The 14,349-nt window shown below is 65.4% G+C and carries 15 protein-coding genes; 7 read left to right on the forward strand and 8 right to left on the reverse strand.

Annotation, left to right across the window (positions count from 1 at the left end; genetic code table 11):
- The 3 genes from SE92_RS15590 to SE92_RS15600 form a co-directional block, all read left to right on the forward strand.
- Window positions 1-400: restriction system modified-DNA reader domain-containing protein (locus SE92_RS15590; RefSeq protein WP_502686763.1), on the forward strand; the 400-nt coding region annotated here is incomplete at its 5' end.
- A 191-nt stretch (window positions 401-591) separates the two neighbouring features.
- A complete protein-coding gene (locus tag SE92_RS15595) occupies window positions 592-918 on the forward strand; it encodes a hypothetical protein (RefSeq protein WP_063196561.1) in 327 nt (108 codons plus the stop codon).
- Window positions 919-1,050: 132 nt separating this feature from the next.
- A complete protein-coding gene (locus SE92_RS15600; protein WP_063203555.1) occupies window positions 1,051-1,737 on the forward strand; it encodes a glutathione S-transferase family protein in 687 nt (228 codons plus the stop codon).
- 58 nt (window positions 1,738-1,795) lie between these two features.
- Here the strand turns inward: SE92_RS15600 and SE92_RS15605 are convergent, their stop codons facing one another.
- From SE92_RS15605 to SE92_RS15620, 5 genes are all read right to left on the reverse strand, one after another.
- Window positions 1,796-3,805: a methyl-accepting chemotaxis protein gene (locus SE92_RS15605; protein WP_063196562.1), complete on the reverse strand. Its 2,010-nt coding sequence runs from the start codon at window positions 3,803-3,805 to the stop codon at window positions 1,796-1,798.
- Window positions 3,806-4,064: 259 nt separating this feature from the next.
- Entirely contained in the window at window positions 4,065-6,611 is a 2,547-nt protein-coding gene (locus SE92_RS15610) for an HWE histidine kinase domain-containing protein (protein WP_063196563.1), read from the reverse strand.
- Entirely contained in the window at window positions 6,608-7,264 is a 657-nt protein-coding gene (locus SE92_RS15615; RefSeq protein WP_349510039.1) for a biliverdin-producing heme oxygenase, read from the reverse strand. Before SE92_RS15615 ends, SE92_RS15610 begins: the two co-directional genes overlap by 4 nt.
- A gap of 59 nt (window positions 7,265-7,323) precedes the next feature.
- Entirely contained in the window at window positions 7,324-7,458 is a 135-nt protein-coding gene (locus SE92_RS35005) for a YjiS-like domain-containing protein (protein WP_084251967.1), read from the reverse strand.
- Window positions 7,459-7,543: 85 nt separating this feature from the next.
- Window positions 7,544-7,987 carry a nuclear transport factor 2 family protein gene (locus SE92_RS15620; RefSeq protein ID WP_063203556.1) on the reverse strand — a complete coding sequence of 148 codons (444 nt, stop codon included), beginning with the start codon at window positions 7,985-7,987 and terminating at the stop codon, window positions 7,544-7,546.
- A 91-nt stretch (window positions 7,988-8,078) separates the two neighbouring features.
- Between SE92_RS15620 and SE92_RS15625 the strand changes: the two genes are divergently transcribed.
- A complete protein-coding gene (locus SE92_RS15625) occupies window positions 8,079-8,993 on the forward strand; it encodes a LysR family transcriptional regulator (RefSeq protein ID WP_063196565.1) in 915 nt (304 codons plus the stop codon).
- 107 nt (window positions 8,994-9,100) lie between these two features.
- Here the strand turns inward: SE92_RS15625 and SE92_RS15630 are convergent, their stop codons facing one another.
- The gene (locus SE92_RS15630; protein ID WP_063196566.1) at window positions 9,101-9,721 is read right to left on the reverse strand and encodes a glutathione S-transferase family protein; all 621 of its coding nucleotides are present in this window, start codon (window positions 9,719-9,721) and stop codon (window positions 9,101-9,103) included.
- 126 nt (window positions 9,722-9,847) lie between these two features.
- On the opposite strand from SE92_RS15630, the gene SE92_RS15635 reads away from it, so the two are divergent.
- Window positions 9,848-11,128, forward strand: a complete 1,281-nt coding sequence (locus tag SE92_RS15635) for a flavin-dependent oxidoreductase (protein ID WP_063196567.1) — start codon at window positions 9,848-9,850, stop codon at window positions 11,126-11,128.
- 73 nt (window positions 11,129-11,201) lie between these two features.
- Here the strand turns inward: SE92_RS15635 and SE92_RS15640 are convergent, their stop codons facing one another.
- Entirely contained in the window at window positions 11,202-11,621 is a 420-nt protein-coding gene (locus tag SE92_RS15640; protein ID WP_063196568.1) for a PaaI family thioesterase, read from the reverse strand.
- 52 nt (window positions 11,622-11,673) lie between these two features.
- The gene (gene mutY, locus SE92_RS15645) at window positions 11,674-12,792 is read right to left on the reverse strand and encodes an A/G-specific adenine glycosylase (RefSeq protein WP_063196569.1); all 1,119 of its coding nucleotides are present in this window, start codon (window positions 12,790-12,792) and stop codon (window positions 11,674-11,676) included.
- A 179-nt stretch (window positions 12,793-12,971) separates the two neighbouring features.
- Here mutY and SE92_RS15650 point away from each other — a divergent pair, with 179 nt between their 5' ends.
- Window positions 12,972-13,469 carry a DUF721 domain-containing protein gene (locus SE92_RS15650; RefSeq protein WP_063196570.1) on the forward strand — a complete coding sequence of 166 codons (498 nt, stop codon included), beginning with the start codon at window positions 12,972-12,974 and terminating at the stop codon, window positions 13,467-13,469.
- Window positions 13,470-13,606: 137 nt separating this feature from the next.
- Window positions 13,607-14,263, forward strand: coding sequence for a DsbA family protein (locus SE92_RS15655; RefSeq protein ID WP_063196571.1), 657 nt, complete (start codon window positions 13,607-13,609; stop codon window positions 14,261-14,263).
- Window positions 14,264-14,349 lie beyond the last annotated feature (86 nt).

Raw genomic sequence — 14,349 nt, forward strand, 5'->3', positions numbered from 1 at the left:
CCTCGGCCGCTCCTATATCGGCTTCGAGCGCGACAAGACTTACGCGAAGGCCGCGGAGCAGCGCATCGCCGCGATCGAGCCGCTGCCGGAAGCCAGCCTCGCCCCGTTCATGACCGCGCGCGAAGCGCCGCGCGTCGCGTTCTCCGAGCTGATCGAGCGCGGCATGATCATGCCCGGCACAAAACTGTTCGACGCCAAGAAGAAGCTGGGGGCGTTGGTGCGCGCCGACGGCGCCATCATGTTCGGCGACAAGGTCGGCTCGATCCACCGCATCGGCGCGGTGGCGCAAGGCGCACAAGCCTGCAACGGCTGGACGTTCTGGCACGTCGAGACCAAGAAGGGTCTCAAGCTGATCGACGAGCTGCGCGCCGAGATCCGCGCCGGCATGTCGGCGGAGTAGGCTCCTCCCTTCGTCATTCCGGGGCTCGCGAAGCGAGAATCCGGAATCCACCCAACTACGTCCCATGCCGCCCAATGGATTCCGGGTTCGCGCCAAGAAGCGCGCCCCGGAATGACGGCGTAATGGTTGAATGCTGCCCCAGCCAGGACTAAGCTCCCCGGATCAGCCTCCGTTCTGGCCGGCTTGGTCCGATGCGACGACAGTCCGAGACATTGCTGTTGGTGCCGCTGCTGCCGATCTTCCTGGTCGGCATGTTTCCGATGTTCCTGATCGCCCTGCTCGGCTTCTTCGGCCTCGCGCTGTTCGGCGTACTCGTGATCTCCGTCGGGCTCGCCAGCAGCAACGAGGCGCACGACAATTTCAATCAAGATGTCATCGTGCACGGCTATGCGCGCGGATCGGAGCGCAAGGCGCGCGCCTCCGATATGCATCTGGCCGCACGGCTCGGACTGCGCTTGGAAGCGGTCGGCGCGGCGATGGTCCTTACGGCGGCGATCGGCCTTTGTTACGCCGGCTGATCTGCGCGGGGCGCAGGTACCGCCCGGCAAACTCGCCGGTTGCCCTCCTTTAGAAGGTTCGGGCAAGAGAAGACGACCCTGCGGCGACGACGCTGCGTTCGCGCTCGGCAAACAACACTGGGGAGATCAATGATGCTCAAATTCTATTTCAATGGATCGCCGAACCCGACCAAGGTCGCGCTTTATCTGGAAGAGTCCGGCCTGCCTTACGAGCCGGTCAAGATCGACACCCGCAAGGGCGAGCAATTCACGGCGGACTATCTGAAGATCAATCCGAACGGCAAGGTGCCGGCGATCGACGACAACGGGACGATCGTGTTCGATTCGAACGCCATCCTGCTCTACCTCGCCGAGAAGACCGGCAAGTTCCTGCCCTCGGCCAGCGTGCGCGGCGAGACGCTGTCCTGGCTGATGTTCATCGCCACCGGCGTCGGGCCGTATTCGGGCCAGGCGGTGCACTTCAAGCATTTCGCGCCGAAGGACCAGAACCACGACTACGCCCATAACCGCTACCAGTACGAGACCGATCGCCACTACACGATTCTCGACGGCCACCTCAAAGACCGCCGCTACATGGTCGGCGATACCTATTCGATCGTCGACATGGCGCTGTGGGGTTGGGCGCGGATGGTGCCGTTCAAGCTCGGCGACGACGCCTTTGCGCGCTACCCCAACGTGAAGCGGCTGGTGGACGAGGTCTCTGCGCGGCCGGCGGCGGCGCGCGCGATCGCGTTGAAGGACAAGTTCACCTTCAAGGCCGAGATGGACGACGAGGCGCGCGCCAACATGTTCAAGCACTTGACGACCAAGGTGGCCTGAGCGCACCACGACGCCGGCCGGGCCACGCGCATGCGCGTGGCCCTTTGCTTTGCACGGCTCAGGCGGCGTGAACCGAGCTGAGGAACTTGGCAACTTCCTGCTTCAGCCGGTTGCTGTCGGCCGACAGCAACCGCGCCGCCGAGAGCACCTGCGATGAGGCTGAACCGGTTTCGGACGCCCCGCGCTGCACGTCGCCAATGTTCGTCGAGACCCGCTGGGTGCCGTGAGCGGCCTGCAGCACGTTACGCGAGATTTCCTGCGTGGCCGCGCCCTGCTGCTCCACCGCGGCGGCGACCGCGGAGGAGATCTCCGACAGCCGCTCGATAGTGCCACTGATCTCTCTGATGGCGCCGACCGATTGCTCGGTCGCCGTCTGGATGCTTGCAATCTGCTGTCCGATCTCGCCGGTGGCCTTGGCGGTCTGCTCGGCCAGCGCCTTCACTTCGGTGGCGACGACGGCAAAGCCGCGGCCGGCATCGCCCGCACGAGCGGCCTCAATGGTGGCGTTCAGCGCCAGGAGGTTGGTCTGACCCGCGATGGTGCTGATCAGCTCGACCACGTCGCCGATCCGGGCCGCGGCCTTGGAGAGCTCGCCGACGCGATCGTTGGTCCGGCTGGCCTGGCCGACGGCTTCGCCCGCAATGCGTGCGGACTCCTGCACCTGGCGGGCGATCTCCCCGACCGAGGACGACAGCTCCTCGGTCGCGGTGGCGACCGCCTGGACATTCGCGGTCGCTTCCTGGGACGCAGAGGCCACCTCCGTCGACAGGTCCTGGGCCCGCGAAGCCGTCGTGGTCAAGGTGCCGGCGGAGGCTTCGAGCTCGCTCGACGCCGACGACACCGTGTTCACGATCTCGCCGACCGCCTGCTCGAACTGGTCGGCGAGCCTGACCATGTCCTTCTTGCGGCTTTCCGCCTGCCGCGCCTCGACCTCGGACTGCTCGGCGCGCATGCGCTCGGTGTCGATCATGTTGTCCTTGAAGACCTGGATCGCCTTGGCCATGTCGCCGATCTCGTCGGCCTTGCCGCGGCCGGGGATCTCGACCTCGAGATTGCCGCCGGCAAGCCGCCCCATCGCGCTCGTCATCGAGGCCAGGGGCCCGACGATGCTGCGCGCGATCAGGAACGCCACGATGGCGCCGAACAGGATGGCAAGGCCGCCTGCGATCGCCTGAATGGTCGTCGTGCTGGCGATCACGGCTTCGGCCTGGCTGCGCGAATCCTGATAGTCCTTCTTCAAGGTCGTTTCCGCGGCCTTGAGCCTGCCGATGCTGTCGACGATGAGGGGCGCGAGGCTCTTGTGATAGATCTCGTCGGCCTGAAGCATCGCGGCGGAGGTCGTCTCGAACGCCGATTTGTAGAGGCCGAGCGCGGTCTTCACCGGCGCCAGTGTCGAGCGCAGTTCCGTCGCCTGCGGGCTCTTCTCGAGCGCCGCGAGCCGTTGTGCCGCCCTGTCGACGCTGGCCCGGAAGTTCGCCGGCCCCTGCACGTCGCGCAAAGCCAGGAAACGCCAGTTTGCGATTCGGACCAGGAGGATCCTGGATTCGAGGTCGGCGACGAGGGCCGCGGTGTCTTCGTCGACGGCCGCACGCGCCACATCGACCAGCTTGCCGGTCTTGGTGGCGAGATCCTCGCCGCTCGGCAGCAACGTCGCCTTGCCGGTTCTCGCCTCGTTGACGGCGTCGCCGAGGTTGTCACGCAGGCGTCGCATTTTGCCGATGTCGTCGATCAGGCCGTTATAGAGCGCCCGCCGCTCCTCGGAGGCCGTTCCTTTTGCCCCGACCCGCAACAGCTCGATCGCCGCGGTCTCGCGCTCCTGCGCCTCTTTCATTGCGGGCTCGTTGGCGTCGTAGACGTAACGCAGATTGGCGCGCTGGATCGCCTGGAGATGGGTCGATATCTCCAAAACCCGCGCCGTGCTGTCCGAAAGTGCGGATTGCCTCGCGACTTGATCCTGCACCGCCCGCAAATTCCAGACGGCAACCACCGCCATCACGAGGCCAACCGCCACCAGGGCCATGAAGCCTGCGTACAGGCGTCCCCTGATCCGCAAACGAAACTTCGGCATTCCCACTGTCCACCCAGATGCATTCCACTTCGAGCGGCCGAACGCTTCCGGCGATCGTCACCGGCCACCCTGACAGCCGCGCGCCGCATCCATGCGACCCACGCTGCACCGCGACACAATGGCGGACACTCGTTAATTGAACCTTCAAATTGTTCGCGCGCGCACGTGTCGTCGCACGTAAGGTCTGCTGATTTTATCGGCAGCTATGCGAAGTCGTGCAAGAATCCGCAGCGGCATGCATAGCGCGGCATGCAAGCGTTTACTGCGCACCGACCTGCTGCAGTTTGCCAAGCGCGTGCTCGACCACTTCCAGCGTGTACGGCTTCTGGACCACCGGCACCGAGGCGAGCTCCTCCGGCAACGGCGCGCGCTCGCCGTAGCCGGTCGCGAAGATGAAGGGCACCCCGATCTCTTTCAGCTTCTGCGCCACCTTGATGCTGCTCTCGCTGCCGAGGTTGAGATCCAGCAAGGCAAAGCTCGGCCGGGTGCGCTCGATCGCGCGCAGCGCCTGATCGACGCTTGCGGCGGTGTCGACATGGCGGGCGCCGAGATCGAGCAGGATGACCTCGGCCGCCATGGCGATGATCAAATTGTCCTCGACGATCAGCGCGGTTTCGGACAGCCGGGGACGACTGGATTGCTGTTCCTCGATGCGCATGGCGGCTCCTGCTATTGACGGCACCAGTTCGACGAAATTGGCGGGAATGACGAACTTCGCCTGCACGCCCAGCAGGTCGAAGCGGATTTCGGCATCGCCCTTGAGATCGAACGGCACCGAGCGCTCGATGATCGTGGTGCCGAAGCCGCGCCGCGTGGGTGGCTGCACCGGCGGGCCGCCGCTTTCCTTCCATTCGATCACGAGGCTCGACGCGGGATCGAGGCTCCAGACAATTTCGACACTGCCGGTGGAATCGGCGAGCGCGCCATATTTGGCGGAATTGGTCATCATCTCGTGTACGACGAGGGCGAGCGTGGCAAATGCCTTGGGATCGAGCGCGACGTCTGGCCCGCTTATCTTCACCCGGCCTGCACGTGCCCCGAGGTAGGCGCCGGCTTCCGACTCGACAAGGGTCCGCAGCGCCACCGGCGCCCAGTTCAGATTGGTGATCTGGTCGTGGGCGCGGGCCAGCGCCTGGATGCGGCCGCCGAGAACGCCGGCAAACTCCTCCACGCTCGTCGCGGTGTCCTTGCTCTGCGCCACCAGGGCGCGAACCAGGCTCAGGATGTTGCGGACGCGGTGATTGAGCTCGGCGATCATCAGCTCCTGCCGCTCCTGCGCCCCGCGGCGCTCGTGCGCGGCGAGATCGGACAATTGCAGGATGACCTCCAGCAGCGTGACGCGCAGGCTCTCGGCGATGCGGATATCGGCCGCCGACCACGGCTTCGACTGGCCCGCCACCGTCTCCTGCCAGAGCTCGAAACTCTTGCGCGGCGTCAACCTCGGCCCGTTCGGGCCCTCGTCGTAGACCTTGTTGGGGGCGCCCGCCCAGTTCACCGAACGCGTGACCTCGCGCCGGAAGAAGATCAGGCAATCGCGCGGCGTTCGCGAGATCGGGATGGCGAGAAACCCCGCGGCGCGGTCCCGGAAGGACTGACCGGCGGCATAGACCTTGGCGATCTCGGCGCTGGCGAAGATCCGTCCCGGCGAATTTCGGTTGATGAAGGCAACGAGGTCCTTCACCTCGTCTTCGGTCGGCGTGTCTCCTTGAAGCGCGATCTTGTTGTCGGACCACACCGCGATGCCGTCGCAGTCGATCATCTTGCGATAGTCGCCGAGGAAGTCGACGATCGCGCGACGGCTGTGCTCGTGGGAGGCCGCGATCTCGATCAACCGCTCCTGCACCTGATGGGCGCGGGCTTCATAGGCGACGTCGCCCTCGCGTTCGCGCCCCTCGACGATCCAGGAGAACATCTGCCCGAACAGCTCGGAGGCCGTCCGCTTGTCGAACGAGATGTAGCGCGGCGAATAATGATGACAGGCGAACAGCCCCCACAGCTTGCCATCGCGCAGGATCGACACCGACATCGAGGCCGCCACCCCCATGTTGCGCAGATATTCGATATGGATTGGCGATACCGAGCGCAGCACGCTCATCGAAAGGTCGAGCAAGCCCGCATTGTGCGTCGCCGTCGACGTCAGCGCAGCCGGCCTGGCATTGACGTCGGCGATGATGCGCAGCCAGTTGCGCTGATAGAGAGCACGCGCCTGCCTTGGGATATCCGACGCGGGATAACGCAGGCCGAGGAAGGATTCGAGCCCCGTCTCCGCCGTCTCCGCGATCACCTCGCCCGATCCGTCCGGGTGAAACTGATAGACCATGACGCGGTCGAAGCCGGTCAGCGCCTTGAGCTGGCGCGCCGCCTCCCGCGCGAGATCCGTCATGCCGCGCGTCTTGCGGATCCGTTCCAGCATCAGGCGGACGAGCTCGCCGGAATTGACGCCGGGCTCGTGGACGCTCGGCTCCGCCTCGACGACGAGGTAGACGCCGGAGAAATGGATCGCGAGATCGTAGAGCGGCCTGCCGGCCTGAAGCTCGACACCGAACAGACGCTCGGTCGCATCCGGCCCGATCAAATGGTCGACGCGGCTGCGGATGGTTTCGACAGCGGCCTCCGAGATGACGGTCGATAGCGGCCGCTGGAGCAGGTCGGCAACGTCGCTTCCGAGAAAGTCGCCAACATTGTCCGAGGCCATGCAGATCGTGAAATCAGAGAGCACGGCGAGCATGAAGCCAAACGGCTGCACGCTGCCGGGAATGTGGATCGGCTCGCGATCGCAATTGGTGAGATCGATCGCCTCGTTCATGCGCGGTCCGCCGCCTGCTCGAAGGCGGCAAAGGCGACCCGCGCCGCCGCGATCACCTCGACCTCGTTGCAGTCCTCCTCGCTTTCGAGCTTTGACAGGAAACTCTGCCAGAGCCTCCTGCCTGCGCCGTGGCGGAGATAGGTGCAGGCCTCGCGGATGCGCGGATCGTTCGCATCGGCGACGGTCTTCAGCAGAAACTTCGCGCCGAGCCGGGAGCCCTCCAGCACGTACATGGTGCCGAGCATGCCGCTGTGCGTGAGCGGCGGCACAGAGACTGCCGGCGAAGCGGTTGCACCGAGGCGCCCGAGATCGGCCGCGATGGCAGCACTCCGCGACCGTTCCGGCCAGTCGGGAAAGATGCGATCCACACCAGCATCCGCCAGGGCGGCTTCAAGCGGAAGAAGTGCACCGGCACTGGCACCGAGGAAGCGGCGATAGCCGGCAAGGCCGGACAGGTCGAACGCCGACAATTGCGCATCGAGCTCGCGATGGGCATCCGATGTCGCATCTCGTAGGCGTTGACGGAGTCCGGAATGGCTGCGGCCCGCATGTGTCGTCACGTCCGAAGCCCCAACCAGCATGCAATTCCCAAAAGCCCATGGTCTCGGGCGCGATTGCCCCAGCAACCCACCCAAACGTTCGAGGCGCTGCAAAGGTTCCCGAGGGTTCGAGCCGGAAGCGGCACGGGCGGCGCCGCTTCCGGCTCGCCTGTTTATTTACGCCGGACAAGCCTATCCAGTTCGTAGGCTAGCTCGGCCCGGGTCATCCCGAAGTCCTGAAGCTCCCGCTCGCTCAGGGCGGCGAGTTGGCAGCATTGGCGAGAGCGCTGCCGCCGGATCCGGACCATCTCCGCCAGCGTCCGCCAGACCGGCACGATCCATGTCAATCGGGACGGACGCCGCAAGCTGGTCAACCAGAGGGCGCTCAAGCCGCTAGCCCGCGGCCCGTGCTGCCGTTTGCGGATACGGACCCAGCGCCCTCTCGGTCAGGATCGAGTCGCAGTATTCGCGGATCTCCTTGATCTTGCCGTCCTCGAGACGAAACACCAGGCAGTAGTCGTTGTCGTAGCGCACCCCTTCGTGCGTGACGTTGTCGCCCTTGGCTTCGACGACGACCACGTCGCCATCGGCGATGAAGCGGTGCGCGACCGTACGCGTGCGGTCGCGCAGGCGGGTGCGCACATAGCCGTGGAGATCGTTGAGGATGGCCTGCTTGCCCGAAAAGGTCCGCGACCAGGAATATTGGCCGGTCACGACCCATTTGGCATCCTCGGCAAGGCTCGCGGTGAACAGCGCACGGTCGCGCGCGGCCGGGTCGGGATTGGCGGCAGCTGCGAAAATATCCTGCATCAGTTTCTTGTTGGTGGCAGCGCTCATGGCGGCATCTCCGTTTGGTGAGAACACCGAGATCATCGTCGGCCGATCTCCATTCTTCAAATCGATAGTAGATATGATATGTATTCACCTGATGAATTTGAATTCGCTCGACCTGAACCTGCTGACCGCGCTCGACGCCTTGCTGCGCGAGGCCAGTGTCAGTCGCGCCGCGCTTCGGATGGGCCTGTCTCAGCCGGCGGCGAGCCATGCATTGCAGCGCTTGCGCGACATTCTCGGCGATCCCCTGCTGGTGCGCACCGGCGCACGCATGGAGCTGACGCCGCGGGCGCAGGCCCTGCGCGCGCCGCTCGCGCAGGCGCTCGACCAGGTGCGCGGGCTGTTCGTGCCCGACGATTTCGACGCCGCGCGCAGCGAGCGGCAATTCCGCCTGATGATGCCGGACCTGGCGGTCGAGCTGCTGATGCCGCCGCTGATGGAGAAGGTGACGCGGGCCGCGCCCAACGTCCGCATCGACGTCGTGCCGTGGCGGGGACCTGCGATCTTCCACGCCGAGTTTGCCCAAACCATCGACCTCGTGATCTCGATCGGCAATGCCTTCAAAGGCTTTCACCGCCAGCTGCTCTACACCGACAGCGATGCCCTCGCGGTGCGGCGCGGCCACCCCTGGGCCGCGAAGCTGAAGCGGCGTGAGACCTTCCTAGCCGCGCGCCATGTCGGCGTGATCATCCGCGGCAGCAATGAGGATTTGATCGATACCTGGCTGCGCGCCAAAGGCATCGAGCGGCACATTTCGCTGGTGGTGTCAGGCTATCTGGAAGCGCTGCATGTCGCCGCGCGGACCGACCTTGTCGCCTTCGTGCCACGCCGCCTGATCGCGGCGCTATCGAAACAGCTCGGCCTCGTCACGGTGACGCCGCCGCTCGACCCAGGGATCGACGAACAGTTCATGTTCCACCCGACGCGGGCGCAGATGGACCCCGGCTCGATCTGGCTGCGACGGCTGATGCTTCAGACCGGACGGGAGCTGGAGCAAAAATCTTCGTAGGTCGGATTAGCCGAAGGCGTAATCCGCCAACCTCGTCGAGACATGGGGGGTTGCGCCGAGCAAATGCGCTTTGCGCATCTGCTCAGCTAACCCACCCTCAAGAGCTGTCACGCCTTCTGCGCCGCCATCACCTTCGCCACCGCCGGGCGGTCCGACATGCGCTTGAAGTGATCGGCGATCTTCGGCGTTGCGTTGATGTCGACGCTGTCGCCTTCGAGCCAGGTCGAGAGCGTGTAGAGATAGGGATCGCAGATCGTGTACTGATCGCCCATCACCCAGGGGCCCCTGAACATCTTCTGCTCCATCAGCGCGAAGCAGGCGGCCATGGTCTGCGGCACCTTCGCCTTCATGTCGGCGAACGAGCTCTCCTGCGTCGCCCAGCGCGCGCCGCGCATCTTGTGGGCATGATTGATGTGCACGGTCGAGCACAGATAGGAGTTGAACGACTGAACCTGGGCAAAGTCGAAGGGATCGTCGAGCGGCGCGAGCCTCGCCTTGGGGAACGTCTGCGCGACGTAGGCCAGCATCGCGGGCGTCTCGGTGAGGACGCCACGATCGGTCACCAGCGCCGGCACGCGCCCCTTCGGGTTGATCGCGAGATAGTCCGGGCTGTTCTGCTGGTTGTCCTTGAAGCTCAGCCGTTCGGCCGTGTAGTCGGCGCCGGCCTCCTCCAGGGTGATGTAGGTGGCGAGCGCGCAGGTGCCGGTGGCGTAGTAGAGCTTGAGCATGGCGGACCTCATTGGGAAAGCCCGAGGTTAACGGCCCCTCGCCGCGCCGTCCATAGGCGAGCTCTTCGCAGTTGCCCACCGCCGCCCTGCTATGCGAAGACGCGTCAATCGGAGGGGGATCTTGTCATGACCGTACTCATCGCCGGTGGCGGCATCGGCGGGCTGACGCTTGCGCTCAGCCTGCACGGAATCGGCGTTCCCGTAAAAGTGTTCGAGAGCGTCGCCGAACTGAAGCCGCTCGGCGTCGGCATCAACGTGCTGCCGCATGCGGTGCGCGAGCTGATCGAGCTCGGGCTTTTGGACAGGCTGGACGCCAGCGGCGTGCGGACGCGTGAGCTCGCCTATTTCTCCAAGCACGGCAAGCCGATCTGGAGCGAGCCGCGCGGGCTGGAGGCCGGCTACAAATGGCCGCAATTCTCGATCCACCGCGGCACACTGCAACAGCTCCTGCTCGACACCGCGGTCGAGCGGCTCGGCCGCGACAACATTCTGACCAGCCATCACCTGACCGGCTGGACCGAGACGACCGAGGGCGTGCGCGCCGACTTCATCGACCGGGCGACCGGCAAGGCCGCCGGGACCTATGAAGGCGCGATCCTGATCGCCGCCGACGGCATTCATTCCGCCGCGCGAGAAAAGCTCTATCCGAACGAAGGCCCGCCGATCTGGAACGGACGCATCCTCTGGCGCGGCGTCACGCCGGCCAAGGCCTTCCTCACCGGCCGCACCATGATCATGGCCGGGCACGAGATCCTGAAATTCGTCTGCTATCCCATTTCGAAGGAGCCGGACGCAAACGGCAACCACCTGATCAACTGGGTCGCCGAGCGGCACATGCCGCCGACCTATCAGTGGCGGCGTGAGGATTATAACCGCACCGCGCGGCTCGAGGAGTTCCTGCCCTGGTTCGAGAGCTGGCAGTTCGACTGGCTCGACGTGCCCGGCCTGATCAGGAACTGCCCGCACGCCTATGAATATCCGCTGGTCGACCGCGATCCGGTCTCGCAATGGACCTTTGGCAAGGTCACGCTGATGGGCGATGCGGCGCACCCGATGTACCCGATCGGATCGAACGGCGCCTCGCAGGCGATCCTCGATGCCCGCACCATCACCCGCGAGATTCTCGCGCATGGACCGACCACCGCGGCGCTGCTCGCCTATGAGGCCGAGCGCCGGCCCGCGACCACCGACCTCGTGCTGCTCAACCGCAAGAACGGCCCCGAGCAGGTGATGCAGCTGGTCGAGGAACGCGCACCCGATGGTTACAAGGTCGTCGCCGACGTGCTGTCGCAAAAAGAGCTGGAAGACATCGCGGCGAACTACAAGCGCGTCGCGGGATTCCAGGTGGACGCGCTGAATGCCAAGCCGCCGATCGTGAGCAAGGACGCGCGGGCGGGAGGTAGCTAGTCAACGAGCCGCGAAGTCCTCTTCACCTCTCCCCGCGAAGAGCGGGGCGAGGGAGCGGCAGAGCGGCGCCGCCTTACTTCACCACCCTCGCCGCCTCCAGCAGCCGCTCGCTTGCGCTTGCCGTTGCCAGCACGGTGCCGTCTTCCGCCATCAGCTTCGCCTCGACGAAAGCAATGGTCTTGCCGAGCTGCGTCACCTTGGCCTCGCCGATAATCGGACCGGGCTTGGCCGGGGCCAAAAAATTCACGGTCATGCTGATGGTCGTGGTGTAGAGCCGGCCCTCGCTCATCACCAGCACGGCCGGGCCCATGGTGTCGTCGAGCATGGCCGAAAGCATGCCGCCCTGGATGAAGCCGGCGGGATTACAGAACTCCGGCTTGCCCTCGAAGGCGAGCTTGATCCACCCCTCTTCCGGAAGCGCATCGAGCAGACGCCAGCCGAGCAGTTCGGCGCAAGGCGGCCGTGGAAAGTTGTCGAGTGCGGTCTTGACCATTGGCAACCTCCGTTTCGCAATCCCGTAGCGCAACGCTGCTGCCAACGTGCTGTCAGGAGGATGGGCCCGGTGGAAGGTCCAGCGCGTGCGCGATCACCTTGCGCATGACATTGGGCAGCGCTTCTCCGGCAAGGGTTGCGATCGGCACCCAGCGCATGTCCGCAGGTGCCCGCGTGCGGGCAGCGGCCTTCGCCGTATAGACTACGAGCTCCAGCGGAAAATGCGTGAAGACGTGGGTGACAACGCCCACCTGGCGCTGCCAGCGCGACAATCCCTTCAGCTCCGGCGCCTGCCGCTTCGCGGTCGCATCGTCCTGGCCGGCGAGCCAGTCCGAGCCCGGCACTTCCGTCATGCCGCCAAGCAGGCCTTTTTCCGGCCGCGAACGGACCAGCAGCTCGTCGCCGCGTGTCACCACGAAGGCAGCGCCGCGGCGCAGCGTCCCGCTCTTCTTCGGGGCTTTGCGCGGGAACGTCTCCTGCGTGCCTTGCGCACGCGCGATACAATCCTCATTGAGCGGACACAGCGAGCAGGCCGGCTTCTTCGGCGTGCAAATCGAGGCGCCCAAATCCATCAGCGCCTGGGCACTGTCGCCGGCGCGCGAATTCGCCAGCAGCGTCGCCGCCAATTGCTGGATCAGCGGCTTCGCCTGCGGGAGTTCTTCTTCAACGGCAAAAAGCCGCGACACCACGCGCTCGATATTGCCGTCCACCGGCATGGTATGGCGGTCGAAGGCAATCGCCGCGATCGCGGCCGCCGTGTAGGGCCCGATCCCCGGCAGCGCGCGCAGGCCGTCTTCTGTGTCCGGAAAGACGCCGCCGTGCTCGCGCGTCACGGCAACCGCGCAGGCGTAGAGATTGCGCGCCCGCGAGTAATAGCCGAGGCCGGCCCACATTCGCAGCACGTCGTCCTGCGAGGCGTTCCCCAACGCCGTGACGTCAGGCCAGCGCGCGACGAATTTCTCGAAGTAAGGCCCGACCGCCTTCACCGTGGTCTGCTGCAGCATGATCTCCGACAGCCAGACGCGGTACGGGTCCGACGCCTCTCCGGGCGCCGCCCGCCAAGGCAGCCGGCGCCGGTGGCGGTCGTACCAGGCGAGCAGGAGGGTCGGGCGCGACGACGCTTTCGACGGCGCAGGTTCCGGCCTGGCCTTGAGGGCAGATTTTGGGCTCATGCTCTCACCCTAACGACGTTACGTCGATCTCTCCACGTCATGCCCGCGCTCGTCGCGGGCATCCACGTCTTTCTTCGCGGGAGAACGTGGATGAGTAGGAAGAACGTGGTTGGCCGGGACAAGCCCGGCCATGACGGCGAAGCCCATGTGGCCCGCCCGCCAAAATGCTATAAGGCCCCATGTCCAAATCCGGTCCCATCTTCAAACCCGGCCCGATCAGCGCCAAACCGCTCGGCATCCTGCTCGACGACGTCTTTGCCGAGGCCTATGCCAAGCAGGGTTTTGCCGCGCGCGAGCTGGTGACGCGGTGGGCGCAGATCGCAGGGCCCGAAATCGCGGCCCATGCCGAGCCGCTGAAGATGCAATGGCCGCGGCCGGTGGAGGGCCAGCCGCAGGAGCCGGCGACGCTGGTGCTGCGGGTCGAAGGGCCGATGGCGCTGGAGATCCAGCATTCCGCCGACGTGATCCTGCAGCGGGTCAACCGTTTCTTCGGCTGGAGCGCGGTCGGCAAGCTGGCTTTCCGCCAAGCCCCGCTCTCGCGGCCGCGGGCCCGAAAGCGGCCCGGCCCGCCGGACCCCAAATCGGTCGCCAAGGTGGCGGAGAGCCTGGGGGCGATCGAAGACGAAGAACTGAAGACGGCGCTGGCGCGGCTCGGGGCGGCCATCAAGCGAAATTGAGCCTTATTTTGCGGCCAATCTGGACCCGTCCCTGCCGCTCGCCATTGCCTCAAACCACGTTTCAAGCTAGCGACAGGCCGCCCGGGTGGGAACTCATAACCCCCTGGGGCAAGACCACGCCAATCCGGGAGCCGACCTTGATCATCACCCGCCGCGCCTTCACCACGATGCTGTCGCTGACCGGGCTTGCCGCGGTCGCCGGGTTCTCGCCGCTCCGGTTCATCTCCGACGCCATGGCGCAGTCGGCTGGCGATGTGGCCAAGCCGGTGTCGCTGCCCGACATGGCGCTCGGCCCGAAGGACGCTGCCGTCACCATCACCGAATACGCTTCGATGACCTGCCCGCACTGCGCCGCCTTCAACGAGCAGGTGTTCCCGAAGATCAAGAAGGAATACATCGACACCGGCAAGGTGCGTTACATCTTCCGCGAGTTCCCGCTCGACATCAAAGCCGCGGCCGGCTCGATGCTGTCGCGCTGCATCGCCAAGGACGACGGGCCGAAATATTTCGCGGTCACCGACATGCTGTTCCGCCAGCAGAACGACTGGGTCGTGAAGAACACCACCGAGACCCTGACGCGGATCGGCAAGCAGGCCGGCCTCACGCAGCAGCAGGTGGAAGCCTGCCTGAAGGACCAGGCGCTGCTCGACAAGATCGCCGCCGACCAGAAATACGCCAGCGACGTGCTCAAGGTGGATTCGACGCCGACCTTCTTCATCAACGGCGAGAAGATCAAGGGAGAGGCCTCGTTCGAGGAGTTCGCCAAGAAGATCAATCCGCTGCTGAAGAGCTGATTCGCTCGTCAAGACTCTGATTCGCATCTCGAAAGCCGTATCTTTCCCGGCATAAATCCCTTGGGAAAAGCGGCTTTGGCCGGTTG

The organism is Bradyrhizobium sp. AT1 (genome assembly GCF_001590795.1).
GTDB lineage: Bacteria > Pseudomonadota > Alphaproteobacteria > Rhizobiales > Xanthobacteraceae > Bradyrhizobium.

Bases quoted from the DNA above. Each gene is read 5' to 3' on its own strand.
- SE92_RS15595 (WP_063196561.1), top strand. From the start codon at position 592: ATGCGACGACAGTCCGAGACATTGCTGTTGGTGCCGCTGCTGCCGATC.
- SE92_RS15600 (WP_063203555.1), top strand. From the start codon at position 1,051: ATGCTCAAATTCTATTTCAATGGATCGCCGAACCCGACCAAGGTCGCG.
- SE92_RS15605 (WP_063196562.1), bottom strand. From the start codon at position 3,805: ATGCCGAAGTTTCGTTTGCGGATCAGGGGACGCCTGTACGCAGGCTTC.
- SE92_RS15610 (WP_063196563.1), bottom strand. From the start codon at position 6,611: ATGAACGAGGCGATCGATCTCACCAATTGCGATCGCGAGCCGATCCAC.
- SE92_RS35005 (WP_084251967.1), bottom strand. From the start codon at position 7,458: ATGGTCCGGATCCGGCGGCAGCGCTCTCGCCAATGCTGCCAACTCGCC.
- SE92_RS15620 (WP_063203556.1), bottom strand. From the start codon at position 7,987: ATGAGCGCTGCCACCAACAAGAAACTGATGCAGGATATTTTCGCAGCT.
- SE92_RS15625 (WP_063196565.1), top strand. From the start codon at position 8,079: ATGAATTTGAATTCGCTCGACCTGAACCTGCTGACCGCGCTCGACGCC.
- SE92_RS15630 (WP_063196566.1), bottom strand. From the start codon at position 9,721: ATGCTCAAGCTCTACTACGCCACCGGCACCTGCGCGCTCGCCACCTAC.
- SE92_RS15635 (WP_063196567.1), top strand. From the start codon at position 9,848: ATGACCGTACTCATCGCCGGTGGCGGCATCGGCGGGCTGACGCTTGCG.
- SE92_RS15640 (WP_063196568.1), bottom strand. From the start codon at position 11,621: ATGGTCAAGACCGCACTCGACAACTTTCCACGGCCGCCTTGCGCCGAA.
- mutY (WP_063196569.1), bottom strand. From the start codon at position 12,792: ATGAGCCCAAAATCTGCCCTCAAGGCCAGGCCGGAACCTGCGCCGTCG.
- SE92_RS15650 (WP_063196570.1), top strand. From the start codon at position 12,972: ATGTCCAAATCCGGTCCCATCTTCAAACCCGGCCCGATCAGCGCCAAA.